Origin of the sequence: Bacillus sp. es.036 (assembly GCF_002563635.1) — a bacterium.
Classification (GTDB): domain Bacteria; phylum Bacillota; class Bacilli; order Bacillales; family Guptibacillaceae; genus Guptibacillus.
In genome coordinates this window covers 494024-520400 of record NZ_PDIZ01000003.1, presented here as the reverse complement: position 1 = coordinate 520400, position 26377 = coordinate 494024, and the positions used below count along the sequence as shown (strand labels likewise).

The following is a 26377-nucleotide window of genomic DNA, read 5'->3' as shown; positions in this document are numbered from 1 at the left end:
TCCTTTTCTATTTGGTTCTATCTTTGTTGCAAAGTTCTTGAATAGTATAGCAAAATTTTAATGCACATAAAAAAACAAAGAAAAAAGAGCTTTCAAAAAAGCTCTTTTCAACACGTTATCTTTTATTGTGAAAGAATAAGTCAATAAATGAGGAGATCACTTCGACAGATTGGAACCAAACGAGTGACACAGCGGTCATTGAGAAAAAACCAACCATCAAAATACGAAACAAATGCATGTTTCATTCCTCCTCTTTAGAAGACAATATTTAGTTTTACTTTGGTTATATCACAGAAATCAGAAAATATAAATCATTTAATTTTTGCTTATATTAAATAAAATAGGCATACGTACTTAAAACAGCTACTGCAAACATGACGACAACGATTAAGTTTGCCCCAAGATATGCAGCAAGGATTGCTGCCACCGCTCCAATAACACCAAATAGGAGATCATCGCTGATTGTAAGAATACCAGGGAAGATGAGCGCCCCTAGAATAGCGAAGGGAACGTTCTTTAATACGTTTTGAATAACGGGTGGTATTTTATCTGAGTTAAAAAAAACGAGTGGAATCATTCTTGGAATATACGTCACAATAGCGAGACCTATAATTAGCCAAATCATCGTGTTACTCATTTTTCTCCTCCCCCATCATCCACTCAACAATTATGGAAGACAACAAAGTCGCAAGCACAATCGCCCAGCCAGTTGAAAACTGAGCGAACGTAAGGAAACTATTAAATAAAGCAGCAAAGCCTGCTAGTAAAAGCACTTTTCGACTTTTTTTAGCAGAGGGAATAAGCAATCCTATAAACATAGCATAAAGCGCAACACTCATTCCTTGCTGAATCACCCCTGGGAGCGTAGCACCAGCTATGTAACCTCCCCCTGTAAAAAGAACCCAGCTGGAATAAGAGATCAAGCATAAACCAAACATATATCCAGTCGTGAGTCTCCCTACTTTCGTTGCTGAAACCGTAAACGTTTCATCTGTAATACCAAAGGCATAGACTGCTTTTCTCCATGGTGTATCTTCTTCCACTTTCTCATTAATAGAGGCACTCATTAAAAGATGTCGAATATTAACGATAAAGATTGTAAAAATAATTTCAAATGCACCTGTGCCAATCGCGATTAAGCTTAATGTAATGTACTGAGCAGCCCCAGCAAAGACGAGGACGCTCATAAGAACAGCTTCATAAAGTGTAAGTCCTGTGGTTCTTGCTAGTAAACCAAAAGTAAGGGCAACTGGCATATACCCGACAGCAATGCTTACTCCTGCCTTTAATCCCTCTCCAAACTCTGAATCGTTTGCTACGCTTGCCTCCATCATATCCCTCCTGTTGCTCTAATTTGTTTAATATATTAAACTTATTGTATGTTATATTAAACAAATTTTCAATAAATGATCTTCATCAAACAGCTAAAAAAGGAGTATGTAATGGAAAACCAATCGTTAACGCAACAAATCGGTCAGAAATTAAAAAAACTTCGTCTTGAAAATAGATTTAGTCTCGATCAATTATCAGAGCGATGTTCTGTTAGTAAGCCAATGCTTGCACAAATTGAGCGAGGAGCTTCGAATCCTACCGTTAACACGTTATGGAAAATTGCTAACGGACTGGGCGTATCTTTCACAGCATTCATTGATGAAGAACAGCCCGTAATCAAAAAAGTAAACAGATTTGAAATAGAGCCCCTAATAGAAGAAGGTGGAAAAATGAAAGTCGTTCCCCTCTTCCCTATGGAACCTGGAAAATCATTTGAAACTTTTTATATTGAACTTGCCCCGGGCTGTAACTATCATTCAAACCCTCACCCTGAGGGCGTAGAAGAATATGTGTTTATTGAAGAAGGGAGTATGAGCCTTGAAGTTGATACACAAACATATATCATTTCACATGGAGAAAGTTTAAGATTCACAGCAAATTACGCCCACTATTATCGAAATACTTCTGATCAACCTTGTAAAGCCACGATGATCATTCATTATCCATCTCCTTTCCGCTGATCAGTAGATTTTTAAAAGCAAATCAAAAAACGCTCCAATCGGAGCGTTTTATCTATTGACTTACCTTTGTATCCACCATGATCTCCACTGTACTTTCAACTGCATCCGTCCATGCTTCTCCATAGCCTGGATGCGGTGTATAAGGATAGATAAAATCTTCATCCCTCGCACCCATTTCAATAGCAAGCGTTGCTTTTTCAATGAGTTCTACTGCACCAGCACCTATGGCATGAAATCCTAACAACACATGATTTTCTCGATCACGATGGATCACAACCTTTCCTTCTGTGTTTCCAGTGACCATCGCATAACCGTTTGCTTTCATTGAGGAGCTCGCTGTCATTACTTCGTACCCTGCTTCTTTCGCTTCTGTTTCGGTTAACCCTACCGACGATATCGGAGTTTGGGTGTGTATGACCTTTGGAAGGCATTCAAGCGAGAAGGCAGACTTTATCCCACAACAATGATCTGCAGCTGTCTTTCCCTGCTTGATTCCTTTCACTGCGAGGGAAGGTCCTCCTGTTAGATCACCACAAGCATATATGTTTGCGCTTGTTGTTTTACATTCCTCAGAAGTAGGAATAGTGCCATCGTCCTGTATATCAATTCCTACTTGGTCCACCCTTAACGAATCGCTATTTCCGACTCGGCCAATTGAATAGACGATGATCTCTGTTTCTACCTCTACGTTCTCTCCTTTAGCATTACAAAAAACCAGGGTCATTTCACGTTCCTTCACCAGACAACCGGATACTCCTGTGTACAAGGAGACTTTTTGCTTCTTAAACTGCCTTATCGATTCTCGTTGAATGCTTTCATCCCATTCAGAAAGAATGGTCTCTTGATCCGTCACAATCGTTACTTCAACTCCTAGCGCACGAAACGTGCTAGCAGCCTCTATTGTGAGATAATCAGATCCAAACAGGATAAGCTGATTTGGAAGAGACGATAAGGTATAAAGATGTTCTAAAGGAAAAATATTAGGGTGAGAAGAAGATGAAAGAAAGTTAGGCGTAATTGGGCTGCTACCCGTCGCAAGAATGGCATGGTTAAATGACCACACTTCAAATTTCTCCCCCTGTTCAGTTCCAATCCTGTTTTCTGAGAGAAAAGATGCCTGTCCTTTTACACATTCGATGTTGCTTGAATGAAAGCGAGCTTGTAGTCCTTTTTCCATCGTAGCAATTAGAGAATTCTTTTCTTCCTGCCATTTGTCCATGCAAAAAGCGGGTGTGGGTGTCACCGTAATTCCTGGTGTCTTTTCATGCATTTTCCTAGCAGCGGTTGCAAGCAGTTTTGAAGGAATGCATCCGCTATGGAGGCATTCTCCACCCGGACGAAATCGATCAATTAGCGTAACGTCTCTCCCATTCTTAGCAGCACGAAATGCCGCTTCATATCCGGCTGGACCTGCTCCAATTATGACAACGTCTTTTTCATGTATAATTTCACCTACCACCATTAGACAAGCTCCGTTAATAGTAGGGAAGGTTGTTCAATCAATTCAATAAAACGATTCGTAAAACGCATAGAGGTACCTCCATCTGCAATCCGGTGATCAAATGTCATAGAAATCGACATAATCGAACGGATGATAATTTCATCATTCTCTTTCACAACCGGCATTTTTTTCGTCTTATGGAAAGCGAGAAGCGCTGCCTCTGGATAATTAATAATCGGCGTAGCTCCTGTACTGCCAAGTGGCCCTGCGTTACTAATAGTAAACGTACCAGATGAAAGGTCTTTGCTAGTCAGTTCACTGTTCATTGCTGCTTTATGAAGGCTTTTCATTTTTTTATGAATTTCGTTGATTGAGAGTCTATCACAATGATGGATAACCGGAACGATTAGTCCTTCTTCCATATCAGTAGCTAAACCAATATGAAGATCGGGCTTCAAGTAAATCAGACCTTCTTCTTCACTCAACTCCGAATTAAAAATAGGAAACTCTTTTAACGCCACGCATACCGCTTTAATATAAAAAGCAGCAACCGAAATAGATTGACCCTTACCTTCTTTCATTGCCTTTTTCATTTCTAAGATGTTCGTTACATCAACTTCGTCAAAATGGGTCACATGTGGAATGGTTAAAGTGGATTTTTTCATTTTCGCTGAAATTTGTTTCCGTCTTGTTGAAAACGGAATAGTTCGTTCCTTTGCTTCTTTCTCTATTGCTTTCTCTGTTTCTTTTTCTTCGGGCTTTTGAGTTGTCGCAAGATGCCTAAAAACATCTTCATCAGTAATTCGCCCTGCTGGCCCTGTCCCCTTAACTTCCTCAATATCGACATTATTTTCGCGCGCAATTTTTCTCGTAAAAGGGGCCGCTAAAATTCTTTTCTTTCGGTTGGGAAGCAGTGTTTGCTCGGCGTGCTGTGGAATTGGCGAAATCGTTAAAAGCGTCCCTCCTACTTCAATGACTTCACCTGCTTCCACATAAATCGTTTCTACTTTTCCTGCAAAAGGAGACGGGAGCTCCGCCGTCACTTTATCGGTCTGTACTTCGACTAATGGCTGATCAACTAGCACATGATCGCCAGGCTTAACTAAAAGCTGCACGATTTCGCCTTCTGACATTCCTTCTCCAATGTCATGCAATTTCACATCCATCATTCAACCTCCCTTCAGAAGCGAACTGTCTCTTCAATCGCTCGCAAAACTTTGTTAGCATCCGGTAAATAATCATCTTCTAGCGTAAACAAAGGAACAGGCGCATCATAACCCGTTACTTTTTTAATTGGAGACCTCATATAAAGAAACGAAGAATCATTAATGATTGAAATCACTTCACTACCGACGCCGCCAGAGGAAGGGGCTTCATGGATAATAACCGCTCTACCTGTTTTCTGCACCGATTCTGCGATCAGTTCTTTATCTAAAGGATAGAGAGAACGCAGATCGATAACATCACATTCTATTCCTTTAGCAGCGGCTTTCTCCGCTGCTTCTTCCGCAACTTTCACCATTGCTCCCCATGCAAAAAGGGATAGATCCTCTCCATTACGCCGCCTATAACCTTTACCAAGCGGAATTGTATAACTTCCTGTAGGAACGTCACCTTTACCGGTCCGATACATTTTCATCGGCTCAAGAAACAGAACCGGATCAGGATCTTTAATACTACTAATTAATAGCCCCTTTGCATCATGTGGCGTTGAAGGAACGACTACCTTCAACCCAGGTATGTGAGTAAAAAGTGCTTCTGTACTATCACTATGAATTTCAGGGGCCCGTACACCTGCTCCATAAGGTACTCGAATCGTAAGTGGTACGGTATATCGACTTTGTGTTCGCGTTCGAATGCGCGTTGCATGAGTAATTAATTGATTAAACCCTGGATAAATAAAGCCAAGAAACTGGATCTCTACAACAGGAGTATATCCATTCATCGCAAGTCCAATTGATGTACCAATTAAACCTGATTCCGCAAGAGGTGTATCCATCACTCGCTGATCACCAAACAGTTCAAACAAGCCGTCAGTTGCTCTAAAAACTCCGCCGTTTCTTCCTACATCCTCTCCGAGAACAAGGACAGACTCATCTTCTTCAAGAACCACCTTTAGTGCTTCTGTAATCGCCTGCACCATCGTTAGCTTTTTCATATTGACCGCTATGCTCATTTCCCACTCTCCTTATGAAAAAAGCGCTCCTTTTGTTCTTGAACAGGCCAAACATCCGTGCCAAACACATGATCAAATATAAGTCCTTCATCCGATTTTTTTGTTTTTTCCATTTCCTCAACAGCAAGTTGTAATCGTTTCTCAGACTTTTTCTTAAGCTCTTCCTCCCAATCAGCATCCCAGCTACCTTCAGCTTTCAGATACTTTTCAACTCGACTAATTGGATCATCCGTCTGCCTTCTCCGTTCACTTTCTCCCTGGTCACGATATTTCGATGGCTCATCTGTCGTCGTGTGAGCCCCATAGCGCCATGTAACCGCCTCAATCAACGTTGGACCTTCCCCTTTTCTCGCACGTTCGACTGCTTTTAGCGTTTCACTATAAACAGCAAAAACATCATTTCCATCCACTCTTACACCAGGCATGTCATAAGCGAGAGATTTTTGAGCAATGGTTTTTGTATTCATCTGTCGCTCGATCGGAACGCTAATGGCGTAGCCATTATTTTGATTAAAGAAAACCACTGGAATTTGGAACACACTAGCAAAATTTAATCCCTCGTGAAAATCCCCTTCTGATGTTGCACCGTCTCCAAAATATACAAGCGATACTCTGTCGCTTCCTTTTTTCTTCTCAGCCCAAGCTGTACCAGTCGCATGAAGAATTTGGGAAGCAATCGGAACGGATGGTGGAAAAATGTGTTTTCCTTCTGGAGGAACACACCCTTCAATACATCCTTTCCAGTAAAGAAAGATATTGACGAGCGAATGCCCAAAAGCTGCCGTTGCGGCATGATCACGATAAGTAGGAAACATCCAGTCACCATCTTCTAAAGCTAGAGCACTTCCAATTTGCGCGCCTTCTTGACCTTCAAACGGAGCATAGGTACCGATTCGACCCTGACGCTGGAGATTAACAGCTTTTCGATCAAACATACGAGAAAACATCATTTGTTCATAAAATCGTTTTGCATTCGCTACCGTAATGGATGGATTTTCTTCCAGTTGTTTACCTTCTCCATTGACTAATTGAATAAATGGGAATTGCTCAGTTACGTCCATTAAACTCCTCCTCTAACATTAATATTAAGAGCGAACAGACCATTTCCCTGGTTTCTTATGCGCAAAGAAGCTATTTCTCCGTTTTCGGCTTTCAATTCGCTGTTCACAAAAAAGATTCGCCGCTTTTATCGTTGAAAATGAGTGAGTTTCCGCCTGCTCAAAAATGGACAATAACGTATCGTAAATCGCCTTTGTTTTTTGAAGCACTCGTTTGGGGTTTGGTGAATACAACTCATCAGATACCTGGATCAACCCCCCGCTATTTACAATATAGTCAGGCGCATAAAGAATACCGCGTTCATTGAGCTGATCGCCGTGCTCATTTGTTAAAAGCTGATTATTCGCAGAACCAACAATTGCTAGTACTTTAAGCTTATGGATGGTTTGATCATTAATGATCCCTCCAAGTGCACAGGGAACAAAAACATCGGCGTCTGCTTCGTAAATGTAATCCCCAGAAACGACCTTTACCCCCTGCTTGAGCTCAATCGCTCGTTGAATTAAACGATCTATAGCTGATTGATTAATATCTGAAACAATCAAATCTGCTCCTTTTTCAAGAAGCATTTCCGCGACTTTATAGCCTACCTTCCCAAGACCTTGAATCGCATATGTCCTGCCACCAAGTTCTTCTGAACCGAAAACAGTTTTATTCGTAGCTTGTATGCCGTAAAGAACGCCGTTAGCTGTTGGAATGGAGGAATCTCCACTTCCACCATATTCTTCTGGAACCCCTACAATACAGCTGCTTTCTCTTAATGAATGAACAAAATTATCAGGAGTTGTTCCCATATCTGTTCCTGTGTAAAATCGTCCATTCAAAGATTCTACAAATTGACCAAAAGCACGAAAAAGCTCAGGCGTCCGATCTATCAGCGGATCACCGATTATCACTGCCTTGCCACCTCCAAAATCCACATCAGCAGCTGCACATTTATACGTCATGCCTTTGGAAAGTCTTAAGACATCTTCAATGGCATCATCTACCGTTTCATAGGGACGCATTCGACAACCACCAAGCGCTGGTCCTAGCGTTGTGTTATGTATGGCGATTATGGCTTTTAGACCTGTATCAGCATCATTACAAAATAATAATTGCTCATGCTCTTCTATGCGATCAAACACGATTTTCACCCCTTTATGAAATCGCTTACATTTTAGCGTTTTCTAATTTCTCGTCGATCACCTTTTTAGGGAGGATAAACTGAATCACTTTTCCTGTCCCAATAAGCTCTCTTCCTTTTTTAACATCTATTCTGCTAATAACCGATTTGTGTGTAAGTGTAATAATAACGGCTCGTATTGTAAGGGACTGCCCTTCACACGCTGGGCCCATATGCTTTACCTCAACACCGCCGCCGATTCCCTCTTCATCATCTTCAAGGTAAGGAAGGATTAACTGTCTTGCGGCCCACTCCATATGATAGACCATCGATACAGTCGAATAAGCCTGATGGATGATTCCACCTTCAAACTGAGCATACATATCTGGCGTGACCTCTACATGAATGACAGCACTTTGTCCAACCGATATTCCCTGTTTCACCAGCTACACCTCACACCATAATATATGACGTTTATTTAACGATATAATAACATCACGTATAATAACCGTCAATGAATTGTCGAAAAATTAAGAACGGGCCATAATGAAAATAACTAAAGGTAAGTTAAAGAATCCTCCTTACCTCCATAAGCCATTTTAAAGAAAAACCAACCGGGAATCCGATTGGTTTCAATTCCTACCCTAAGAGGGCTCGATCATTGTTCATCTTTGTACCTTTGATTCGCTGGAATTCTTGAAGCAGAGCCTCAATTGTTAAATTCTGCTTATCTTCTCCCTCAACTTCTAATATAATTTTACCGCTATCCATCATAATTAATCGGTTGCCTAAGTCCAGCGCCTGTTGCATATTATGAGTGACCATAAGTGTTGTTAATTGAGTTCTTTCTACAATTTCACCAGTCAATTTTGTAATTAAAGCTGCTCTGGCAGGATCGAGAGCTGCAGTATGTTCATCTAATAAGAGCATTTTAGGCTCTGTGAAAGTCGCCATTAAAAGGGACAGCGCTTGCCTCTCTCCTCCCGATAGCATGCCAACTTTCGCAGACAGGCGATCCTCAAGACCAAGATGAAGCGTTTCAAGCGCTTCCTGGAAAGTTGTTTTCAGCTTTTTAGTCACGCCCTTCATTAGCGTTCTTCTTCGATTTCGATTGTAGGCGAGGGCCAGGTTTTCCTGTATCGTCATGGATGGAGCTGTTCCTGCCATAGGATCCTGGAAAACGCGTCCGATTAACTTTGACCTCTTATATTCTGGTAAGCTTGTAATCTTCTTATCATCAATAAAGACATCTCCAACATCAGGTGTTAATACCCCGGAAATCATATTCATTAAAGTTGATTTCCCTGCCCCGTTACTTCCGATCACTGTAACAAAGTCACCTGGATCAAGCGTTAAATTAATATCTTCAAGTGCAATCTTCTCATCAAGCGTACCTTCGTTAAATACTTTGTGAATTTGATTTAGTTGAAGCATACTCTTCGCCTCCATCCTTCATTTCTTTTAACTTCAACTCTTGCTGAAGACGTTTTCGCTTCTTTCGATTTCGTTCTTTTTGACCATCTATTAATTGTGGAAGAACAAGAGCAGCAATTACAATCACAGCTGTAATCAATTTCATATCGCCTGTCTCCAGGAAATCCACTCGTAGCGCTAAACTGACAACAATTCGATAGACGATCGCTCCTCCAACTACAGCGAATGTTGTCACTGCTATTGTCCGTGTTCCAAAAATTGCTTCTCCAATAATCACTGAAGCAAGTCCAATAATAATCATTCCAATGCCCATGCCAACATCTGCAAATGAGCTATACTGTGCAATTAATGCGCCGGCAAGTGCTACGAGAGCGTTCGAAAGCCCAAGTCCAAGAATCGTAAATTGATCCGTGTTCGCTGAGAAACTACGAATCATTCGTTTATTATCACCTGTTGCTCGAAGTGCAAGACCAATTTGCGTGCGTAAAAATAAATCCGTCAAAATTTTTATAAGTGTCGTAACAAGTAGCATGCTTATTAAAACGGACCATGTTGATGTTAGGTTGCCAAGTCCAATTGATGAAGCTAAGTTGCTTAGTAGAGGATCGAGCCCAGATGCTTCAAAAAAACCTTTTAATTTGGTAAAGACAGATTCCTCATTTAGCAACGGAACATTGGACCTTCCCATTATTCTTAAGTTTATGGAATAGAGTGCAATCATCATAAGAATCCCCGCAAGAAGAGGATTGATTTTCCCTTTTGTATGTAGGAGGCCTGTTACGCAACCCGCTAAAAACCCCACTCCGATTGCTATAAGCGTTGCAAAAAAAGGATTCGTTCCATTTACAATTAGAATTGCAGCAATAGCTGCACCAGTGACGAAGCTCCCATCAACGGTTAAATCGGGAAAATCTAGAATACGAAACGATAAATAAACACCAAGTGCCATAATTGCATAAATAATGCCAGATTCTACTGCTCCAAACATTGCTGAACCCATACCGAACTCCCTCCTATTCTTTTCACAGTGTATTTATCCATTTGAAAACGGTATTCGTAAAAAAGGTTCGAAAAAGAAAACTCCTTCTTTTTCGAACCCATTTTTCTACTCTGTGTATTCCCCCATCTCTTCCCATTCTGACTTCACTTCGATGCCCATTTCTTCTGCTGCTGTTTCATTCATTTTAAGTTTTAAATTCTGAGGGTATTGCACTGGAATATCTGCCGTCGTTTCTTCACCTTTTAAAATCTTTGCAGCCATCTGACCTGCTTCATAGCCAATATCTTGATAATCAAAACCATAAGCCGCAAAGGCACCGCGGTTAACAGAATCAAATTCTCCCGCAAACATCGGAATGTCCTTATCATTTGCTACGCTAATGACCGATTCGAGCGCTGATACGACCGTATTATCTGTTACGATATAAATCACATCTACTTTACCAACAAGCGCTTCAGCTGCTTGCTTTACTTCAGCTGAAGTGGAAACACTCTTCTCAACAGCTTTCATATCCTTACCTTCCATTGCTTCTTTCACAATATCAACTTGGGCCACAGAATTTTGTTCCCCAGCATTGTAGATCAGCCCAACATTTTTAGCATCGAACTCATTGGCAATAAACTCAATTGTTTTTGGAATCGCTTCAGGATGAGTATCTGTTGTACCTGTTATATTCTCACCTGGCTTATCAAAATCCTCGACAAGTTTTGCCCCGACTGGATCCGTTACCGAAGTAAAAACAATCGGAATATCGGAAGTGGCATTTAACGCGGACTGTGCGCTTGGAGTTGAATTCGCAAAAATTAAATCTACTTCATCACCTACGAGGTTTTGCGCAATCGTGTTACTGTTGTTCATGTCATTCTGAGCATTTTGAACATCGTAAGTAATGTTATCTCCTTCTTTAAATCCGTTCTCTTCGAGTGCCATTTTAAAACCTTCATAAGCTGCATCTAGTGAAGGGTGCTCCACGATTTGTGTGACGCCAATTGTATAAGTATCTTTACTTGCTTGTCCTTCATCATCTGCGTTTGATGACGAATTGTTCGATCCACACCCTGCAAGTGCCATCACGCTTACTACCGAAATTCCAATCCACTTTTTCCAGGATTTCAAATGCCTGTCCTCCCCCAAATAAGTTCTCCCAACTTATTGTCATCATATTTTAATCCTATCGCCTGTCCGGCATATTGTATCGTTATGGTACACTGGCAAATCTAGCTTGTCAACGAGTATTCAAACAATTATTACTATTTTATATTTTCAAAAATAATATTTTGATATAGATCTAGTGCTTTAAATAAAAACCTTTAAATGCCTTCATCTGATTCTCGTAAATTTGCTCAGCTCCTTCCATCATTTCTTTAAATAGCTCCTGAACTGTCGGAATGGACTTAACTAATCCGCTTATTTGTCCGCCATTAATAAATCCCTCTTCCAATCGCCCTTCTACTGCACCAATTCGATGCTTTTCCTCATCTGTCATTGCTTCAAAATCATCTGGATGAATACCTGCTCCTTCCGCTTGAATTAACCGGTCAGCATAAGCTGTTTTTAAGATCCTACGTACTTTTCCGACGCTCCGTCCTACGATAACAGTTTCTGTATCAGCTGCTTCTAGTAACCTTTCAACATACCGTTCATGATAAGGAGATTCCTTCGTTGCTATTAATCTTGTTCCCATTTGAATCCCCTCTGCCCCTAAAGCCAATGCTGCGGCAAAGCCTTTTGAATCACCTACTCCTCCTGCAGCAACGACAGGTATTTGCACTTTAGCGACAAGTTGAGGAATAAGCGTCATCGTCGTAAGCTCAAGTGGAGAATTGATCCCAGCTGCTTCAAAGCCTTCTCCTACGATAAGATCTGCACCAGATTTTTCAGCTTTTTGTGCATGCTTCACGCTAGCGGTAACACAAATGACCTTAATGTTATTTTGTTTAAAATAATGAATATAAGGGGCTGGATTACCGGCTGAAAGTGAGACGACAGGTACAGCGTGTTTTACAGCTAATTCACACATTCCTTTTAAGTTTTCTGTAACTGAAATTGGTATATTGAGCGCAAATGTTTTCTTAGTTCGTTTCTTCATATCAAGAAGCAATAATTCTACTTCATCTACTGTTAAAGTACCCGTTCCGATTGTCCCGAGTCCGCCTGCTTCAGACACAGCTGATGCAAGAACAGGACTAGAAATATTCCCCATTCCTCCTTGTATAAATGGGTAGTGAACGGACAGCAACTCACAAAGACGTCTCATTTTATATCTCCCCCTAAATTCATGACGATATTAATACGCTTTATATAAAACGTGTTATACTTATTTATAACATTCAAAGTAAAACAAAAAATTCCTGCTTCTTATGAAACACGATTTATTTCTAGCCCGTCACTAGCCTGTTATTTCAGAAAGGAGAACGCGCTTATATGTTATTTTCGTATAATGGTTTAACACCAGATCTTGCGGAAGATGTGTACGTAGCTCCAGGCGCCAAAATTATTGGGGATGTCACAATTGGAGAAAAATCGACCGTATGGTTTAATGCCGTTTTAAGAGGGGATGAAGCACCAATCACAATTGGAAAAGGGTGCAATATCCAGGACAATTGTACGTGCCATTTGTTTGAAGGGTTCCCACTTGTGTTAGAAGACGAAGTATCTGTTGGCCATAATGCGATTCTACATGGCTGTACGATTCGTAATGGAGCATTAATCGGTATGGGAGCAATCGTACTTGACGGGGCTGAGATTGGTGAAGGTTCGCTAATAGGGGCAAATACGCTGATCGCATCTGGTAAAAAGATTCCACCACATTCTATGGTTCTCGGCTCTCCAGGAAAAGTAATCAGGCAATTAACAGAGAAAGACAAGGAACTCATCACCTTAACGATTGAAACGTATAAAACAAAGGGAGAAGAATTTAAAAATCAGGTACATGAAGTGCTCAGATAACGAAAAAGAAGGAGCGGGATACCCGTTCCTTCTTTCTACTTCTATGACCTGTCAGATAACAAAGGATGCTGGAGCGCATCATACTCATTATCTTTATTTTTCAGTTCATTTCCTTCTCGAAAAACTTCTTCAAAAAAACGTGAAGCTGGTTTCGCAAGGGTTTTATAGTAATCGCTAAATAACATGGCTGCATGCTCGCCAGGCCATTCGTCAGGTAATAGTTGTGATGGAAGACCTGGATCAATAAATAGAAACTTCCGGTACTCATGAACGAGCTTAGCGCGTTCTACAAAACAGTCGCCATCACTCATTTTCCCTTTTTCAATTTTACTACGATCGATAACATAACGCTCACTATACATTTTAATAAACTCACGGTATCGATTGCTTATTTCATTCAAATCCCAGCATTCATTGACGAGGGCATAGTTTTCGTGTGGACCTTTATAATCAGCAACAAAGAAATGAACGTAGTCATTAATTTCATACTTATCGATCAGCCATTTCACCTGTTCTTCAAGGTGATTAGGTGAAAGCCATAAGCTAGCGGATGAACTGCCGAACCCGCTCCAAACAAGCTCTTTACGTAGCTCATCTCGAATATGTCGCTTCTCTTCAGGAATCGTATAAAGAAACATACGCCATCTTCCATCCCATTCTGCTGGCCGGAGCTTAAATATTCTCTCAGCCGCCTCATCCATTCTCCTAATCCCACGTTCTGTTAAATAGTAGAAACTCTTATTTCCTTCTTTCCTTGCTTCCACCCAGCCCTGCTTACTCATTCGTGAAATCGCCGCTCGAACAGATTGATCATTGTGCCCAAACTCTTTTAGAAGACGAATCAAACTACCAATCCAAATATCATTTCCATAGTGTCTAACATACTCTCCATACAATGTGAAAATCATGGAGCGTGTATTCAAAGATTCGCTCATCATCATACCTCCGCTTGCTTAAAGCATTCCGTCATAAAAACGCGGTTCAAATATGATGTTATACTACCAGAGCCTTTCCTCTTCTGCAACAACTACTCCCCTTTAAAAATTGGTTTCCTTTTTTCTGCAAAGGCATCCAATGCTTCAAGACGGTCATTCGTTGGGATTGTTACTTCATAAGCTTTCGATTCAATTGCCATTCCTGTATGACGATCCACATTCATACCTTCTCGGACAGCAAACTTCGCCTGCTGCACAGCAATTGGAGCATTTTTACAGATTTCTTGTGCTAACTCTTCACATTTTTTAAGCAAGTCTTCACGTGTTACGACACCGTTTAGAATACCATTTTCGTAAGCCTCTTCTGATGTTAGTTTTCGTGCTGTTAACACCAATTCCATCGCTTTCGCTGTGCCAATTAGACGAGGTAAACGCTGAGTTCCTCCCGCCCCAGGTATGATACCTAGACTTGTTTCGGTTAAGCCCATCTTTGTGCCTTCGACGGCATAGCGGAAATCACATGCAAGAGCAAGCTCAAAACCTCCACCAAAAGCAAACCCATTCAATGCTGCGATTGTTGGCTGAGGAAGTGATTCAACAGAAGAAAACACTTCTCGGATTTTTTTTACGTTGCGGCGGACTTCACTGTCAGAGAGTGTTCTTCTTTCTTTCAAATCAGCTCCTGCGCTGAAAGCCTTTTCACCAGCTCCAAAAAAAATAACGGCACGAACCTCGCGATCTGAATAAATATCGTCAATAATTCCCTGCAGTACTGAAAGGGTTTCGTAATTAAAACAGTTTAGAACTTCTGGTCGATTTAAAGTTACGTATCCAACATGGTTTTTTACTTCATATGTAACAACTGACATTTGAAGACCTCCTTCTATGGTAGTAAGCATAGGAAAGAGCCGGGAAGTAGGTTCACCAACCTCCACGGCTACTTTCGCTCTATAGCATCTATTCGAGATTTACCCCCGGTTTCCTGCTTTTTTCTCTCGCTCTCTTAACTCCCCTGGAAAACTGGTTTACGTTTCTCAGTAAATGCTCGAAGCCCTTCCTTATGATCTTTCGTTTGACCAGCTTCGGCCTGCGCAACAGCTTCCATTTCAAGCACCTCATCAAGGGTACTATCCCAGCTTCGAAGTAAACTCTGTTTAATGAGAGATACCGCTTTTGGGGGAAGGCTTGCTAGACGATTTGCAAATTGATTAATCCCTTTCTCCCACTGTTCATTAGAGAAAATTTGCGTCACAAGACCAAGGTGCTTAGCATCTGGAGCACTTACTTTGTCTCCAAGTAGAGCAAGTTCTAGCGCTTTTGCATGACCGATAAGACGTGGAAGGAAATAGGTACTCCCAGAATCAGGCACAAGACCAACATGAACAAATGCTTCAATAAAGCTAGCGTTCTCATGAGCTAATCGAAAATCACACGCAAGAGCAAGACTCATGCCTGCACCAGCCGCTACACCGTTAACTGCAGCGATGACCGGTTTAGATGATGAGGTAATTTCTTTTACCATCGGATTATAAGCAGCCCTTAGCATTTCACCATGATCCACACCTTCTTCAACGCTACCTAAATCCTGACCTGAGCAAAAAGCTCTTCCATTACCTGTGATCACCACACAGCGAGCTTCATTATCGTTATTCGCTAGCTTCATCGCTTCCGTTATTTCTTGATTCATTTTAAATGTAAACGCATTCAATTTATTCGGTCGATTTAACCGAATCCAACTTACGCGATCCTTTACTTCATATTCAATCGTTTCAAACATTCATTGCACCTCACTTTATTTTGTATCTGCTGTTTCTCCAACTTCTTCACCAATCATTAGTGTTACAAGATCGCCAGCAAAACTCATTAGATCTTTACCTGAAGCCTTGCCTTCTTGAGATTTCATTCCGGCTTTCATCGATTCATGATCTTCATAGTACATTTCACACATCAAATAATAGTCACTTTTTCCCATAGGTGAGCCAACAATCTTTGTCACTTCCATTTTCTTCAGTCCAGGGATTTTAGCTGTAATTGGGGCGTGCGTATTAAAATAATGCTCATCGAATTTCTGGGCGTTCTCCGGCTGTTTATACAATGCGATCACTTTAACCATCATTCATCAACCTTTCTTATTTTAATTAAATGGCTCTTTTCTAATAGATTGTTGCTTTTGAATCAATTATTGAATAAAAACCACACTTCGCTAATTGTAGCGGAAGGATGCTCGACTCCTGCGCGGGACTAGCGGGACAGGTGAGACCCCACAGGAGCGTAAGCGACGAGGAGGCTCACCGCCCGCCCCGCGGAAAGGGAGCATCCTGGAGCGGAAATGAACCACTTATCTAAAAACAACAATAACTACGAAAAGAGCTAATTAAATTGATACAGGCTTCATCGCTTCAAATGGGTTTTTACATGACTTACAATACAAAATACTTCGACAAGCGGCTGGTCCAAAAATATTATCCATTGTTGTATAAACTGATCCACAATATGGACACGGCACATGCCATTCCCCTTCCACACGGTCTTCAGGTGGCGCAATACCAAACTTTTTCAACTCCTGCTTCCCCTTCTCCGAAACAAGTTCGGTTGTCCATATCGGATGCCGAATAAATGCAACAGATAAAGAATTCACTTCAGGAATACTTTCTACAGCGAGCTCGATATTCCTTTTGATGATTTCTAATGCAGGACACCCCGAGAATGTTGGCATCACTTCAATTGTGACTCGATCATTATGAAAAGAAACGTTGTGGATCATCCCAAGGTCCACTACGCTTACAACAGGAATCTCCGGATCTTTTACCGTATCGAGCACCTTCATCACTTTCTCTTTAAGTATCATTTCCTCCCCCTCCTTACCACTCCGCTGTAGGGACAGATTGATATACTTCCGACAGCGTAGCAAGCGCTTCCCCTAAATGGGGTGTATGAGTGCCATTTCGACCATCCCCCTGTTTCATTTTCATAGAATAATGTATTTTTTCATTGTTTAAGTAAACCATCCATCGTTCCTTAAGGATCTCTTCACTTTCAATAAGCGAAAGCTTGGCCATTCGATCACCAATACTCCCGTATGAAAAAACACCACCTAACTCTTCAAATACAATGCTCATTGCTTCTTCCATTCTACTTTTCGCTTCAGCTGTACTACTGAAAAGCTGCTTAAACCAAACTTCCCAATGCATCATATGGTAGCTCATCTCAATGGAGATTTTTTGAACAATGTGTTGCAGTGGCTCATAAGATGATTTCTTAATTGAATCAAGTCGAACCTTTTTGGCCAGCGTATAGAAGTAATTTCGAACAACAGTAAATGCCCAATCATATGATGGATTTTCTAAATAAGTCCCCGTTCCATTCGGCAACTCTACAAGAATGGCATTTCGAAAATATTCAGGAGAGCGATTATGCGTTAAGTGATCTATCTTTCCTTCTCCAAGCTCTTCTAGTAATCCATAATAAAGTGCGGCATGCCCCATCAAATCCTGACTAATTGAAGCAAACGCTACATCTTCTTCAATATGAGGCGCAAGACCTAGCCATTCTGATCCACGGTATGCTAGCAGAAAATCATCATCAGCTAATTGATAGATCAGTTCAATTAAACACTCGCGATATTCGATAGACTCATCCATTAGCCTTCTCCTCCTCCCATGATATCTTTTTCAGTAAGCTGCTCCTGCTCATACTGGCGCCATTTTTTCTTTAAATAACCATATCCTTTTGTTTCACGATAATCTTTCTCTAAATGTTTCATCGCTTCTTTTTCTTCCTGACTCATTCGTTTTATGTGATCCCGCTTGACGACCCAAATATCAGCTACTTGCTCACGTCGAAAGAAGTTCTCCTTTGCCATAACAAATGCTAATTCCTGATTTGGCGCGAGAAGACTAAATTGATGCTGTAGTGAAGATGTATCTGTTTTTTTACTGAACACCTCGTAAACTTCATAGAAAAGACTGTCTTTATTACTCACGACATATCACCTCGCAACATTTGATACCTCACTTGTTCCAAGCGCTTCCCTTACCCAGCTATTCATTTCATACGAGCGCATTCGTAGCGCTAATCGCTCCTTCGATTTTGGACCATGTCCAGTCACAATTTTCTTGAATTCTTCCCAATCTGGCTGTTGATACTGCCATTCAGAAGTTTCTTCATCAAATTTCAGCGTGGGATCTGGAATCGTTAGACCTAGCGCCCATACTCGAGGAACATATTTTGTTAGAAATTCCTGCCTGAGCTGTTCATTCGTTTTGGTACGAAGCTTATAGCGCATATTTTTATCTTGATGGCTGTGTCCTGTTTCGGCGTTTGTTTTTGGCCCAAAAAACATTAATAACGAGGTCCACCATCTGTTAATAGAATCTTGTAATAAGGTACGTTGCTCCTTCGTTCCTTCAGCTAGGGCCATAATAATGCTTTCACCATGCTGAGCATGAAACACCTCTTCAGCACAAATACGTTTCAAAGCGCGGCCATAAGGTCCATAAGACGTTCCAAGCATCATCGTCTGCGATATAATTGCGGCACCGTCTACTAACCATGCAATCACACCAGCATCCCCCCACGTTGGAGCTTTCATATGAAAGACATTATGGAATTTCAATTTTCCTGAAAAAAGATCTTTCATAATATCATCACGATTTCTCCCTAGTGGTTCCATTAAATCTTCTGCTACTCGAAGCAATAGCTGACCATGGCCCATTTCATCCTGAACTTTCGCCATAATCGCAAGCTTTCGGTAGATAGATGGAGCCTTTGGAACCCACTCTTTTTCAGGTAAAGCTCCCATAATCTCACTAATCCCATGCATGGATATCAAACGAATTAACGCTTCTCGATAGTCATCTGGCATCCAATCATCCGCTTCAATTTTTTCGCCACTATTGATACGATTCATAAAATGATCCATTCTTTCGTTTAAAGAAATCACCATTGTGCGCACCTCCAATATAACGTATATTTAACGTCATTATATTTTATTGTTATATAAATATCAATTGTTTTCTGATTATTCATAACAAAAGCCGATCCAAAATGGATCGGCTTTTGTCTTAAGCGTTTACTTGTTTACGAAGAGCTTTTCTTAATATTTTTCCAGTTGTATTCTTCGGCAATTCACTAATAAATTCTACAATCGTCGGGCATTTATATTTTGCCAGATGCTCTTTACAATAGTTCATTACATCTTCTTCCGTCATCTGCTGCTTTGTGACAACAAAGGCTTGAACTGCCTCCCCGAAGTTTGGATCTGGGACGCCCACTACTGCTGTTTCAACGATATCAGGATGCTGATAAAGAACTTCTTCAACTTCTCTTGGATAGACATTATATCCGCCTACGATGACCATATCCTTTTTGCGATCCACAATATAGAAGTAGCCCTCTTCATCCATCTTCGCTAAATCACCAGTAAATAGCCAGCCTTCTTTCAGCGTTACTGCGGTATCCTCTGGCATTTTATAATAACCTTTCATCACATTTGGACCTTTAACTGCTAGCTCTCCAACCTCCCCTACCGGAACTTCCTGACCTAGTTCATTAACGACTTTATTTTCAACATTCGTGATGTTCATACCAATCGAGCCTGCTTTACGGGGACGATCCAGTGGATTGAAGCACGTCACAGGTGATGCTTCTGATAATCCATATCCCTCTGAAATCCGAACTTGAAACTTTTCTTCAAAACGGTGTAGAAGGGCCACAGGTAAAGAAGAACCTCCTGAAATACAAAGTCGCATATGCTGAAAATATTCAGCTCGACCTTCTGGGTATTGGTATAAGAAATTATACATGGTTGGTACTCCTGCAAAAATAGTAGCTTTGAATTTCTCGGCAACGCGGAAAACTTCTTGAGGACTGAACTTAGGAAGGATTAACAACGTCCCTCCTGAAATAAGAGGGGCATTCATTGAAACGGTCATGCAAAACACGTGAAACATAGGAAGGGCAGTGACCACAACGTCATTAGAAGAGATCTGAAGATAAGAGCCAGTATCTGATGCATTACTAAATAAATTCTTATGCGAAAGCATCGCACCTTTTGGTTTTCCTGTTGTTCCCGATGTATACAGGATAACAGCCAAGTCATCTTCGTTTATCGTAACATCTGGAAAAACCTCGTTTTGATCCTTAATCATTTTTGTAAACGGTTTCAATTTTGTGTTTGCAATAACTCTCTCTTCTTTCCCTTCACCTGTATAAGCAACAAGAACGATATCGGTTAATTGATCGGCCATTTTTTCAACTAGAGGGAGTGCTTGTTCCAATGTAACAATAGCCTTCACGTCTCCATTATGAAGAAGATAGCCAATTTCATCTGGAGTATAAATAGGATTAATTGGAATAACGACTGCACCAGCTCTTAAGACACCGTAGTAAGCAATTAAAAACTCTGGTGAGTTCCCTAATATTAAAGCCACGTGATCGTCTTTTTTAATTCCTTCTGCCGATAAGTTTGCAGCAAAAGCAGAAACTTTCTGATCAAGTTCTTTGTACAAGACAGCTTCATCCTGATATATGTAAGCTTGTTTCTCAGGATAAGTCGCCGCTGTCTCTGTTAATTGCTGAGATAGATTCATTCGCTCTCCTCCTATATGAATGAGTGATCATTCATTTTTAATTTTCTAAATATATTATATTGGAAGAAAATTTTACTAGCAAGGGGAACAAAGAAAAGTTCATAAATTAATTCTCAACAAAAAAACGTTCTAAAATATTTAGAACAACTAGAAAGGGGCAACAAAACAAGAAGGAGCTGGATTCCCAGCTCCTTTCTTTTAGTATAGAAGATCAATAAATTCCTTTTTTGTTATTTTCCCGAAATAATGAGATACGTCCACTTCTTGAAGAGCTTCTTCAAGCGATCCACGTTCATAACGAACACCCATTAGTTGGTTTTCTATCTTTTTCACGTCCCCAACGCCAAAGAAATCTCCAAAAATCGTAGCCTGTTCGATGTACCCCTTCTTTACTTCAAGACGAACATCTATTGACCCAATCGGAAAACGCTTAGAATGCTGAACGTTAAATTTTGGAGAGCGACCATAATTCCAATCCCAGTTCTTATATCGTTCCTCCGCAATTTCGTGGATGGCTTTCCAATCTTTTTCGGTTAAGCCATAAGAGGGGATTTCTTTTTCTCCTTCGAAAATATACTGAAGCAACGTTTGTTTAAATTGCTCACGCGTCATCTCTTGATCCATATGTTCACTAATATTTGTAACGCGACTGCGAATGGATTTAATGCCCTTCGATTCAATCTTCTCTTTATTTACTTTTAGAGCTTTCACTACATTTTCTAAGTTCACATTAAACATTAGCGTTCCGTGACTATACATTCTCCCCTTTGTTGAAAACTGGGCATTACCTGATATTTTCTTCCCATTCACTAACAAATCGTTTCGACCACTGAGCTCCGCATCTACACCAAGTTTGCTAAGTGCCTTTACTACCGGATCGGTGAACTTTTTATAATTGTGAAAACTATTGCCGTCATCCTTCGTGATAATGCTAAAGCTTAGATTACCCTGATCGTTATAAACCGCGCCTCCACCCGAAAGACGACGAATGACATCCACACCATTCTCACGTATGTAGCTCGTATCAATTTGCTCAATGGTATTCTGATTTTTCCCAACAATAACTGTTGGATTCATCGAGTAAAATAACAAATAGGTTTCCTCAGGATCAAGCTCCTTCAAAATGTATTCCTCAATCGCTAGATTAATCCCAGCATCCATAATGTTCTCATTATCTATATAAAGCATCCTTGTACCTCCTGTATGTTCTCTATCTCTATTCTAATGAATTGTTGTAAAGGAATCAAAACCTGATACTTATGTCCCCCCGACCAAAGTATGAAAAAGCACAACACCTCTACCCTTTCCTAGCCGCTACCGTACGAATATTGTAAGCAAACGTACTTTGAGGAGGAGCAATATGAAAATCGTTTATTACGAAAAAGGTGAAATCCCCGTCGTCGTAGGGGCATCAAACCTAAACTCAAGCCTAACCATCGAACAAATCAAATCCGAAGGCGAAAAAAAATCCAAAGAACTAGCCCGCCTACTAGGCCGAGAAATCGGCTTCCTAATGGACATGAACGGAAAACTAGACGCAACGCTGGGGGAATAACGAAAAGCGGAAGCCTCCGTTTAGACCCGGCAGGCACTGGAGCCCTCCAAATTGAACACGGTCTTTGTGTTCGAGTTGGAGGGTGAAGTGACCGAGGGTCTGGAGGCTGCAGCTGGATCTACGAAAAGCGGAAGCGCCTTTTACCCTCGACAATCTTGAAATCCTATTCAAAAAGCCAGAAGAAGGAGTCCTTCTTCTGGCTTTTTACTATAACTCTTTTTCTGAATCCCAAACTAGTCCTGTAGAAGCAAGTACAACTTCCCCATCAAAGTATTGTTTTGCATCTTTTTGAAGATCCGATAACTCTCCAAAATGCGGAAGATGCGTTAACATAAGAGTGGAAACATTCGCTGCGCTTGCAATCGTTGCTGCATCCGTACTATTCATGTGCCCCATTTTAGAACCATCCATATCTGCATAAAGGTTGCATTCTGAGATGAGTAAGTCAGCTCCAGCAGAAAAGACTTCGAACTCTTTTATATAGCTTGAATCTGCTGTAAACACTACGGTATGCTTTCCATCAGTTATGCGCATAGCAAAACATACAACCGGATGTTTTGTTTTTTGAAAAGTAATGGAAAATGGGCCGAGCTCTAAACGATCTTCTTGCGTGTAAGACCTCGCTTCGGTATAAGGCTCATGACCCAAACTATTAAAACCTGCTTCATCATGTGAATGACCATAGATCGGTAGCAATGGTAATTCAGATTTTGTTTTGGATTGAATCAAGCGCCCATGATAAAGAACCCCTACATCTGCAATGTGATCTGGATGGTAGTGACTAATGATGACACTATCAAGTTCTTCGACGGAAAGGTGATATTGAAGTTGTGCCAATACACCACTTCCACAATCAATTAACAAGTTATAGCCTTCACTCTGGAAAAGATACCCTGCACTCGCTTCACCAGCTTTAGGGTAACCTCCCCACGGACCTAATACAGTCATTTTCATTGTTTATCCCTCCCCTGCTTTTTCTTCTCTAATAAAGCGCGAGCCGTAAAGTGATCCGTTATAAGAACATTGGCATAGCCACCTTCCAATGCCCCATATATCGCTTCAACTTTCTTAGGACCACCAGCCGCCAATATCGACTTTTCTTTTGTAGAAAGCTCTTGTAGATCAATTCCAATTGTACGTTCATTTAATTCCTTATGAATGAGCTTCCCTTTTTCGTCAAAAAATCTCGAACAAATTTCACCAACAGATCTCGTATGAATGACTTCAAGCTCTTCTTTTGATACATAATCTGCCTGTACAATAACCGAGTCATTTGTTGGAATTCCAACACTAAATAAGGCAATATTCGCATTCCGACCCATGTCAAGAACACGACGAATGTGTCTATCTTCTTCCATCGTTTTCTTTACAAGAAGATGGTCAACTATGGCAGGAACAGGCAAGAAATGGCTCGTAGCATGAAATGCACGGCCAAGCATTTGAATCACTTCATAAGCATAGGTATTGGTTTCTGAATAACTAATGCCGCCATTTAATTGAACAACCGAAACGTTTTTCAGTAACTTATGACGAAGGTTCTTACCGATCTCATTAAGCGTGGTCCCCCATGAAACACCAATCAAATCATTGTCTTGTATAGCTGTATTTAAATAATCAGCTGCAATTTTACCGATATGTTTTTTGACAAGATCATCCTCAAATTGAGGAACAATGGCGACTCTCGTTTCTAATAGTCCAAACAAATCAGCAAGTTCTGATGAAAGCATATGAACATCTTGGGATGGATCATGAATTTTAATTTCAACAACGCCTTCTGCTTTCGCTTGTTTTAATAAACGCGAAACCGTGGGCCTTGAAACCGCTAATTTTTTTGCGATCTCCTGTTGACTATAGTCCAATTGATAGTATAAGCGGGCAGCTTCGACCACCTTTGTTAGTTTATCTTTATCCATAGCAACACCCGTGTATTCAAATATTTAATGGTCTTGAGTTAAGAAAAAGGCTTCCAGAAAGACCATTTTCGCCTTCTGAAAGCCTTCCGCTCTTCGTCTTAAGATACGATTATCTTATTTGGAGAGCATTGCTTTAACTTTATTGACAACATTTTCTGCAGTAAAGCCAAATTCCTTAATAACAGTGTCGCCAGGCGCTGATGCTCCAAAGCGGTCAATCGCAAGAATATCACCTTTTTGGCCAACATACTTATCCCAGCCAAATGATACGCCCATTTCAATACCAAGACGAGCCGTTACGTTGTCTGGTAGAACGCTTTGCTTATAATCAGCTGATTGTTTTTCAAATCGATCCCAGCTTGGCATGCTGACAACAGAAGCTGAAATGCCTTCTTTTGAAAGAAGTTCTTGCGCTTCTACTGCTAAACCAACTTCAGATCCAGACGCAAGAAGAATGGCTTCCGCATTCTCGCCACCAGCAACTACATACGCACCGCGTTTAACGCCTTCGTATGCTTGTTCCTGTGAATCTGTCACAACTGGAAGGTTCTGACGAGAAAGCACTAGAGCTGTTGGGTGATCCGTTGCTTCAACAGACAACTTCCATGCTGCAGCAGTTTCATTTCCATCCGCTGGTCGGATAACTGAAAGACCTGGCATCGCACGAAGTGAAGCGAGTTGCTCAACAGGTTCGTGAGTCGGACCATCTTCTCCTACTGCTACGCTATCATGAGTGAATACGTATGTTACAGGTACACCCATCAATGCTGATAGACGAAGTGCAGGACGAAGGTAGTCAGAGAATACGAAGAACGTCGCTCCAAAGATACGAAGACCTTTATGAAGGGCAATTCCGTTCATTGCTGCAGCCATTCCAAATTCACGTACGCCGAACCAAATATTACGGCCACTATAATCTGCTGGTGAGAAGTCCTGCTCATCTTTCAACATTGTTTTGTTAGAAGACGCAAGGTCCGCTGATCCACCGAAGATTTGCGGGTTATTTTTAGCAAGAGCATTAAGAACTTCTCCAGATGCAGCACGAGATGCTGTGCTTGTTCCTTTTTCATAAGTAGGAACTTCGCTATCCCAACCTTCAGGAAGTTCATTATTTAGAGCTGCTGATAATTGCTTTGCAAGCTCTGGATATTGTGCTTCGTATTTTTTGAAAAGTTCATTCCATTCCTGCTCTTTTTTGCTTCCAGCTTCTTTGAAGTCTGCAAATTGGCCTTTCACTTCTTCAGGAATATAGAAATCTTCTTCGAAAGTCCACTGATAGTTTTCTTTCACTAGCTGAATTTCATCTTTCCCAAGTGGTGCACCATGAGAAGTGTTTTTGCCACCTTTGTTTGGTGAACCATACCCAATTGTTGTTTTCACTTCAATTAGTGTCGGTTGCTCTGTATTGCTTTTCGCTTGTTTAAGAGCGTCCGCAATAGTATCCATGTCATTTCCATCTTCAACGCGAATCACTTGCCAGCCGTATGCTTCATAACGTTGTTGAACGTTTTCTGAGAAGGACTGATCAAGATCACCATCAAGAGAGATGTCGTTTGAATCATACATAACAATAAGACGACCAAGCTTCAAATGTGCAGCGAGTGAAGCTGACTCTGAAGATACGCCTTCCATTAAGTCGCCATCTCCACAAATGCTGTACGTATAGTGATCAATGACATTAAAGTTATCTCGGTTATACGTTGCAGCTAAATGACGTTCAGCCATTGCCATACCAGTTGCCATCGCAAGTCCCTGGCCTAGTGGTCCAGTTGTTGCGTCTACTCCTGGTGTCTCACCGAATTCTGGGTGTCCTGGAGTATTGCTTCCCCACTGGCGGAATGATTTTAAATCTTCCATTGTTACGTCATATCCAAACAAGTGAAGCATGCTATATAATAGTGCTGAACCGTGACCTGCTGAAAGAACAAAACGGTCGCGGTTAAACCAATCCGGGTTAGATGGATTGTGATTCATGAACTGACTCCATAGCGTGTAGGCCATAGGTGCAGCTCCCATCGGCATGCCTGGGTGACCTGAGTTGGCTTTTTCAACTGCATCGATTGCTAGCGTACGAATCGTATTTACAGCAAGTGAATCCATTTGAGTCGTTGTCATATGTATACACTCCTTTTTTATATTGAAATTTAGTAAAATCCCTAATGAACAAATGTACATCTGTTATTATACATGAGTGAAACAAAAAGAAAA

General features: G+C 41.0%; 29 protein-coding genes. 3 read left to right on the top strand and 26 right to left on the bottom strand.

Going from position 1 to position 26377, the window contains the following annotated elements:
* Positions 1-115: 115 nt before the first annotated feature.
* The 3 genes from ATG70_RS22870 to ATG70_RS21475 form a co-directional block, all read right to left on the bottom strand.
* Entirely contained in the window at positions 116-238 is a 123-nt protein-coding gene (locus ATG70_RS22870; RefSeq protein WP_255462048.1) for a hypothetical protein, read from the bottom strand.
* A 93-nt stretch (positions 239-331) separates the two neighbouring features.
* Positions 332-637, bottom strand: coding sequence for an AzlD domain-containing protein (locus ATG70_RS21480; protein ID WP_098446492.1), 306 nt, complete (start codon positions 635-637; stop codon positions 332-334).
* On the bottom strand, positions 630-1331 hold the full coding sequence (locus ATG70_RS21475) for an AzlC family ABC transporter permease (RefSeq protein ID WP_373560800.1): 702 nt from the start codon (positions 1329-1331) through the stop codon (positions 630-632). The genes ATG70_RS21480 and ATG70_RS21475 overlap by 8 nt, the downstream gene beginning before the upstream one ends.
* A gap of 111 nt (positions 1332-1442) precedes the next feature.
* On the opposite strand from ATG70_RS21475, the gene ATG70_RS21470 reads away from it, so the two are divergent.
* On the top strand, positions 1443-2012 hold the full coding sequence (locus ATG70_RS21470) for a helix-turn-helix domain-containing protein (protein ID WP_098446490.1): 570 nt from the start codon (positions 1443-1445) through the stop codon (positions 2010-2012).
* 52 nt (positions 2013-2064) lie between these two features.
* On the opposite strand, the gene ATG70_RS21465 is transcribed toward ATG70_RS21470, so the two are convergent.
* The 10 genes from ATG70_RS21465 to ATG70_RS21420 all read right to left on the bottom strand — a co-directional run bounded on the left by ATG70_RS21465 (position 2065) and on the right by ATG70_RS21420 (position 12484).
* Entirely contained in the window at positions 2065-3474 is a 1410-nt protein-coding gene (locus ATG70_RS21465) for a dihydrolipoyl dehydrogenase family protein (protein WP_098446489.1), read from the bottom strand.
* Positions 3474-4619, bottom strand: a complete 1146-nt coding sequence (locus tag ATG70_RS21460; protein ID WP_098446488.1) for a dihydrolipoamide acetyltransferase family protein — start codon at positions 4617-4619, stop codon at positions 3474-3476. The genes ATG70_RS21465 and ATG70_RS21460 overlap by 1 nt, the downstream gene beginning before the upstream one ends.
* A gap of 14 nt (positions 4620-4633) precedes the next feature.
* Positions 4634-5629, bottom strand: a complete 996-nt coding sequence (locus ATG70_RS21455; RefSeq protein ID WP_098446487.1) for an alpha-ketoacid dehydrogenase subunit beta — start codon at positions 5627-5629, stop codon at positions 4634-4636.
* Positions 5626-6690: a pyruvate dehydrogenase (acetyl-transferring) E1 component subunit alpha gene (gene pdhA / locus ATG70_RS21450; protein ID WP_098446486.1), complete on the bottom strand. Its 1065-nt coding sequence runs from the start codon at positions 6688-6690 to the stop codon at positions 5626-5628. The genes ATG70_RS21455 and pdhA overlap by 4 nt, the downstream gene beginning before the upstream one ends.
* A gap of 24 nt (positions 6691-6714) precedes the next feature.
* Positions 6715-7815 carry a Glu/Leu/Phe/Val dehydrogenase dimerization domain-containing protein gene (locus tag ATG70_RS21445; protein WP_373560799.1) on the bottom strand — a complete coding sequence of 367 codons (1101 nt, stop codon included), beginning with the start codon at positions 7813-7815 and terminating at the stop codon, positions 6715-6717.
* 25 nt (positions 7816-7840) lie between these two features.
* Positions 7841-8236: a thioesterase family protein gene (locus tag ATG70_RS21440; RefSeq protein ID WP_098446484.1), complete on the bottom strand. Its 396-nt coding sequence runs from the start codon at positions 8234-8236 to the stop codon at positions 7841-7843.
* A 196-nt stretch (positions 8237-8432) separates the two neighbouring features.
* Entirely contained in the window at positions 8433-9227 is a 795-nt protein-coding gene (locus tag ATG70_RS21435; protein WP_098446483.1) for an ABC transporter ATP-binding protein, read from the bottom strand.
* Positions 9193-10227 carry an ABC transporter permease gene (locus ATG70_RS21430; RefSeq protein ID WP_098446482.1) on the bottom strand — a complete coding sequence of 345 codons (1035 nt, stop codon included), beginning with the start codon at positions 10225-10227 and terminating at the stop codon, positions 9193-9195. The genes ATG70_RS21435 and ATG70_RS21430 overlap by 35 nt, the downstream gene beginning before the upstream one ends.
* A 105-nt stretch (positions 10228-10332) precedes the next feature.
* A complete protein-coding gene (locus ATG70_RS21425; RefSeq protein ID WP_373560798.1) occupies positions 10333-11343 on the bottom strand; it encodes an ABC transporter substrate-binding protein in 1011 nt (336 codons plus the stop codon).
* Between the two features lie 172 nt (positions 11344-11515).
* On the bottom strand, positions 11516-12484 hold the full coding sequence (locus tag ATG70_RS21420; RefSeq protein WP_098446481.1) for an NAD(P)H-dependent flavin oxidoreductase: 969 nt from the start codon (positions 12482-12484) through the stop codon (positions 11516-11518).
* A gap of 167 nt (positions 12485-12651) precedes the next feature.
* On the opposite strand from ATG70_RS21420, the gene ATG70_RS21415 reads away from it, so the two are divergent.
* The gene (locus ATG70_RS21415) at positions 12652-13176 is read left to right on the top strand and encodes a gamma carbonic anhydrase family protein (protein ID WP_098446480.1); all 525 of its coding nucleotides are present in this window, start codon (positions 12652-12654) and stop codon (positions 13174-13176) included.
* A gap of 41 nt (positions 13177-13217) precedes the next feature.
* On the opposite strand, the gene paaX is transcribed toward ATG70_RS21415, so the two are convergent.
* From paaX to ATG70_RS21365, 10 genes are all read right to left on the bottom strand, one after another.
* Positions 13218-14111 (bottom strand): phenylacetic acid degradation operon negative regulatory protein PaaX, encoded by an 894-nt coding sequence (paaX, locus tag ATG70_RS21410; protein ID WP_179886361.1) that lies wholly within the window; start codon positions 14109-14111, stop codon positions 13218-13220.
* 92 nt (positions 14112-14203) lie between these two features.
* Positions 14204-14980, bottom strand: a complete 777-nt coding sequence (locus ATG70_RS21405; RefSeq protein WP_098446479.1) for an enoyl-CoA hydratase-related protein — start codon at positions 14978-14980, stop codon at positions 14204-14206.
* A 134-nt stretch (positions 14981-15114) separates the two neighbouring features.
* Complete coding sequence (locus ATG70_RS21400) at positions 15115-15888, bottom strand: enoyl-CoA hydratase-related protein (protein ID WP_098446478.1); 774 nt, start codon at positions 15886-15888, stop codon at positions 15115-15117.
* 15 nt (positions 15889-15903) lie between these two features.
* Positions 15904-16224 carry an EthD family reductase gene (locus ATG70_RS21395; protein WP_098446477.1) on the bottom strand — a complete coding sequence of 107 codons (321 nt, stop codon included), beginning with the start codon at positions 16222-16224 and terminating at the stop codon, positions 15904-15906.
* A 261-nt stretch (positions 16225-16485) separates the two neighbouring features.
* A complete protein-coding gene (gene paaD, locus ATG70_RS21390; RefSeq protein ID WP_098446476.1) occupies positions 16486-16959 on the bottom strand; it encodes a 1,2-phenylacetyl-CoA epoxidase subunit PaaD in 474 nt (157 codons plus the stop codon).
* Between the two features lie 13 nt (positions 16960-16972).
* Entirely contained in the window at positions 16973-17752 is a 780-nt protein-coding gene (gene paaC / locus ATG70_RS21385) for a 1,2-phenylacetyl-CoA epoxidase subunit PaaC (RefSeq protein WP_098446475.1), read from the bottom strand.
* Positions 17752-18093: a 1,2-phenylacetyl-CoA epoxidase subunit PaaB gene (paaB, locus tag ATG70_RS21380; RefSeq protein ID WP_098446474.1), complete on the bottom strand. Its 342-nt coding sequence runs from the start codon at positions 18091-18093 to the stop codon at positions 17752-17754. The genes paaC and paaB overlap by 1 nt, the downstream gene beginning before the upstream one ends.
* A 6-nt stretch (positions 18094-18099) precedes the next feature.
* Positions 18100-19056, bottom strand: a complete 957-nt coding sequence (gene paaA, locus ATG70_RS21375) for a 1,2-phenylacetyl-CoA epoxidase subunit PaaA (RefSeq protein ID WP_098446473.1) — start codon at positions 19054-19056, stop codon at positions 18100-18102.
* Positions 19057-19174: 118 nt separating this feature from the next.
* Positions 19175-20701, bottom strand: coding sequence for a fatty acid--CoA ligase family protein (locus ATG70_RS21370; RefSeq protein WP_098446472.1), 1527 nt, complete (start codon positions 20699-20701; stop codon positions 19175-19177).
* A 198-nt stretch (positions 20702-20899) separates the two neighbouring features.
* A complete protein-coding gene (locus ATG70_RS21365) occupies positions 20900-21889 on the bottom strand; it encodes a lipoate--protein ligase (protein ID WP_098446471.1) in 990 nt (329 codons plus the stop codon).
* 172 nt (positions 21890-22061) lie between these two features.
* On the opposite strand from ATG70_RS21365, the gene ATG70_RS21360 reads away from it, so the two are divergent.
* Positions 22062-22256, top strand: coding sequence for a hypothetical protein (locus ATG70_RS21360; protein WP_098446470.1), 195 nt, complete (start codon positions 22062-22064; stop codon positions 22254-22256).
* A 207-nt stretch (positions 22257-22463) separates the two neighbouring features.
* On the opposite strand, the gene ATG70_RS21355 is transcribed toward ATG70_RS21360, so the two are convergent.
* From ATG70_RS21355 to tkt, 3 genes are all read right to left on the bottom strand, one after another.
* Positions 22464-23210, bottom strand: a complete 747-nt coding sequence (locus tag ATG70_RS21355) for an MBL fold metallo-hydrolase (protein ID WP_098446469.1) — start codon at positions 23208-23210, stop codon at positions 22464-22466.
* Positions 23207-24169 carry a sugar-binding transcriptional regulator gene (locus ATG70_RS21350; protein ID WP_098446468.1) on the bottom strand — a complete coding sequence of 321 codons (963 nt, stop codon included), beginning with the start codon at positions 24167-24169 and terminating at the stop codon, positions 23207-23209. The genes ATG70_RS21355 and ATG70_RS21350 overlap by 4 nt, the downstream gene beginning before the upstream one ends.
* Positions 24170-24283: 114 nt before the next feature.
* Positions 24284-26284: a transketolase gene (gene tkt, locus ATG70_RS21345; protein ID WP_098446467.1), complete on the bottom strand. Its 2001-nt coding sequence runs from the start codon at positions 26282-26284 to the stop codon at positions 24284-24286.
* Positions 26285-26377 lie beyond the last annotated feature (93 nt).

What these genes read in the sequence shown, in the direction of transcription:
- paaD (WP_098446476.1), bottom strand. Translation starts at nt 16,959, where the DNA reads ATGATACTTAAAGAGAAAGTGATGAAGGTGCTCGATACGGTAAAAGAT.
- ATG70_RS21370 (WP_098446472.1), bottom strand. Translation starts at nt 20,701, where the DNA reads ATGAATCTATCTCAGCAATTAACAGAGACAGCGGCGACTTATCCTGAG.
- ATG70_RS21460 (WP_098446488.1), bottom strand. Translation starts at nt 4,619, where the DNA reads ATGGATGTGAAATTGCATGACATTGGAGAAGGAATGTCAGAAGGCGAA.
- ATG70_RS21355 (WP_098446469.1), bottom strand. Translation starts at nt 23,210, where the DNA reads ATGAAAATGACTGTATTAGGTCCGTGGGGAGGTTACCCTAAAGCTGGT.
- paaX (WP_179886361.1), bottom strand. Translation starts at nt 14,111, where the DNA reads ATGAGCGAATCTTTGAATACACGCTCCATGATTTTCACATTGTATGGA.
- ATG70_RS21475 (WP_373560800.1), bottom strand. Translation starts at nt 1,331, where the DNA reads ATGGAGGCAAGCGTAGCAAACGATTCAGAGTTTGGAGAGGGATTAAAG.
- ATG70_RS21360 (WP_098446470.1), top strand. Translation starts at nt 22,062, where the DNA reads ATGAAAATCGTTTATTACGAAAAAGGTGAAATCCCCGTCGTCGTAGGG.
- ATG70_RS21395 (WP_098446477.1), bottom strand. Translation starts at nt 16,224, where the DNA reads ATGGTTAAAGTGATCGCATTGTATAAACAGCCGGAGAACGCCCAGAAA.
- ATG70_RS21455 (WP_098446487.1), bottom strand. Translation starts at nt 5,629, where the DNA reads ATGAGCATAGCGGTCAATATGAAAAAGCTAACGATGGTGCAGGCGATT.
- ATG70_RS21400 (WP_098446478.1), bottom strand. Translation starts at nt 15,888, where the DNA reads ATGTTTGAAACGATTGAATATGAAGTAAAGGATCGCGTAAGTTGGATT.
- tkt (WP_098446467.1), bottom strand. Translation starts at nt 26,284, where the DNA reads ATGACAACGACTCAAATGGATTCACTTGCTGTAAATACGATTCGTACG.
- ATG70_RS21435 (WP_098446483.1), bottom strand. Translation starts at nt 9,227, where the DNA reads ATGCTTCAACTAAATCAAATTCACAAAGTATTTAACGAAGGTACGCTT.
- ATG70_RS21480 (WP_098446492.1), bottom strand. Translation starts at nt 637, where the DNA reads ATGAGTAACACGATGATTTGGCTAATTATAGGTCTCGCTATTGTGACG.
- ATG70_RS21350 (WP_098446468.1), bottom strand. Translation starts at nt 24,169, where the DNA reads ATGGATAAAGATAAACTAACAAAGGTGGTCGAAGCTGCCCGCTTATAC.
- paaA (WP_098446473.1), bottom strand. Translation starts at nt 19,056, where the DNA reads ATGGTGATTTCTTTAAACGAAAGAATGGATCATTTTATGAATCGTATC.
- ATG70_RS21470 (WP_098446490.1), top strand. Translation starts at nt 1,443, where the DNA reads ATGGAAAACCAATCGTTAACGCAACAAATCGGTCAGAAATTAAAAAAA.
- ATG70_RS21465 (WP_098446489.1), bottom strand. Translation starts at nt 3,474, where the DNA reads ATGGTGGTAGGTGAAATTATACATGAAAAAGACGTTGTCATAATTGGA.
- ATG70_RS21430 (WP_098446482.1), bottom strand. Translation starts at nt 10,227, where the DNA reads ATGGGTTCAGCAATGTTTGGAGCAGTAGAATCTGGCATTATTTATGCA.
- ATG70_RS21365 (WP_098446471.1), bottom strand. Translation starts at nt 21,889, where the DNA reads ATGCTTTATATAGATAATGAGAACATTATGGATGCTGGGATTAATCTA.
- ATG70_RS22870 (WP_255462048.1), bottom strand. Translation starts at nt 238, where the DNA reads ATGCATTTGTTTCGTATTTTGATGGTTGGTTTTTTCTCAATGACCGCT.
- paaC (WP_098446475.1), bottom strand. Translation starts at nt 17,752, where the DNA reads ATGGATGAGTCTATCGAATATCGCGAGTGTTTAATTGAACTGATCTAT.
- ATG70_RS21420 (WP_098446481.1), bottom strand. Translation starts at nt 12,484, where the DNA reads ATGAGACGTCTTTGTGAGTTGCTGTCCGTTCACTACCCATTTATACAA.
- ATG70_RS21415 (WP_098446480.1), top strand. Translation starts at nt 12,652, where the DNA reads ATGTTATTTTCGTATAATGGTTTAACACCAGATCTTGCGGAAGATGTG.
- pdhA (WP_098446486.1), bottom strand. Translation starts at nt 6,690, where the DNA reads ATGGACGTAACTGAGCAATTCCCATTTATTCAATTAGTCAATGGAGAA.
- ATG70_RS21405 (WP_098446479.1), bottom strand. Translation starts at nt 14,980, where the DNA reads ATGTCAGTTGTTACATATGAAGTAAAAAACCATGTTGGATACGTAACT.